The organism is Endozoicomonas sp. ONNA2 (genome assembly GCF_024606365.1).
Classification (GTDB): Bacteria; Pseudomonadota; Gammaproteobacteria; order Pseudomonadales; family Endozoicomonadaceae; genus Endozoicomonas.
In genome coordinates this window covers 1-1366 of the sequence record NZ_JAHHPO010000380.1, presented here as the reverse complement: position 1 = coordinate 1366, position 1366 = coordinate 1, and the positions used below count along the sequence as shown (strand labels likewise).

The window sequence follows — 1366 nt, the reverse complement described above, 5'->3', positions numbered from 1 at the left end:
GTTTTGCATCATGGAAAACCCGGCATCGGAAGGTGGCAGGTATTTACGCACCTCGGCGGCGCGGGTCAGCATAAAACGGCGGTTGACGAATATATCAACCCGAAAGCGGGATTCGTCGAAAATCACCCCGGCCACCGGGGTTTCCAGCAGGCCGCAGTTTTGTGTGCTGTTGGGTGGGCAGACCAGCTCGCTGTGGCTGTCCAGCTCACCGCTCAGGGCGCTGGTAATCAGGGTGGTTTCGTTCAGGTCGCCAATCTGGCGCACCAGGGATGCCGGGTCGGGCAGTTCAATAATACCGGGGCTGAACGACGCCAGTTGCGAGCCGATGTAGCGGTTGCCGAAATAGATATCCACCAGCGAGCTTTGGGTGGCGCTGAGTTCTTCAAAGCCGGGGGGTGGGATGGCGGCAGCAAGGAATACCGGGTCGGCGGCCAACGCCAGGGGAGTGACCAGGGTGATGGAGACCGTTAGAAACTCGGTAAGGTTAGACTGCCAACGACGCATAATGGTGAATCTGCCACAGGTTATTGAGTTGTACCGGGTGGGTACTTTTTTACTGCCTCATTGCCTGAGGGTTAAAAAACGGCAACCTGGGGGGTTGCCGGTGTTGGGGGTTGTGGTTGTTGGGGGTGGTTGTTTGTTCGTCAAGGAGGAAGACCTGACCCCGGTTTTTCCAATTTTTCTACTTCGGTTCAACTGTCATAGTGACTCTATCACTGTATGCACCAGCAGTTACAGGGTTTGCACTGAGCAGGCCGATTTCAAGTGTTATGTTTTGCTTGACATCGCAAACATCTCCAATATTTGGATTTGGTTGGTCTTCAATGGCACCAGCATTGAAATCGGCTGTAAAGTCAGGTGTACCCACAGTAGATTTTCCAGTGGCATTTCCAGCCGCTACTGATAACTCGTAATTAATCGTAGAATCATCCGAACTATCAGTTAGCTTATATGAATTCTCACTTTCTACTGTCAACTTATAATCGTTTCCATTTGATGCATGATTTGAGAATACGCAGAATTGATGTGAGAACTTTGGTGTTAAGACGCCCCCCACATCAATTCCTTCATTTCCTGTTAATTCTACATCTTTGAGTCCCCAGATTCTGGCGACAGTGCCCTTTACGAGAAAAATATCAAAGAAAGCTGCTGAGTCTGCTCCAAGCTCACCATTGAGATGTTGTGGTGTCGCAGAATGAGCACTGCTCATCACTAACCCCGCAGAAACCGCTACTGCCAAAGCCAATGTCTTAAATGTTTTCATGTTACGCCCCCTTGCAGTGATTAGCTGCAAGCTATCTATTGTTATTATCAAACGAATAAAGTCGTTTAATTAGTAGCAATTTGTGAACAGGAAAGGGCGAAT

2 protein-coding genes are annotated in these 1366 nt (G+C 49.4%); both read right to left on the bottom strand.

The features are described 5' to 3' along the window. Window positions 1-504, bottom strand: a 504-nt coding sequence (locus KDK14_RS06960; RefSeq protein WP_257264313.1) for a hypothetical protein, incomplete at its 3' end; no start/stop codon positions are given. A 178-nt stretch (window positions 505-682) separates the two neighbouring features. Further along, on the bottom strand, window positions 683-1264 hold the full coding sequence (locus KDK14_RS06955; protein WP_257264312.1) for a hypothetical protein: 582 nt from the start codon (window positions 1262-1264) through the stop codon (window positions 683-685). Window positions 1265-1366 lie beyond the last annotated feature (102 nt).

Coding starts and splice junctions, on each gene's coding strand:
- KDK14_RS06955 (WP_257264312.1), bottom strand. CDS start 1,264: ATGAAAACATTTAAGACATTGGCTTTGGCAGTAGCGGTTTCTGCGGGG.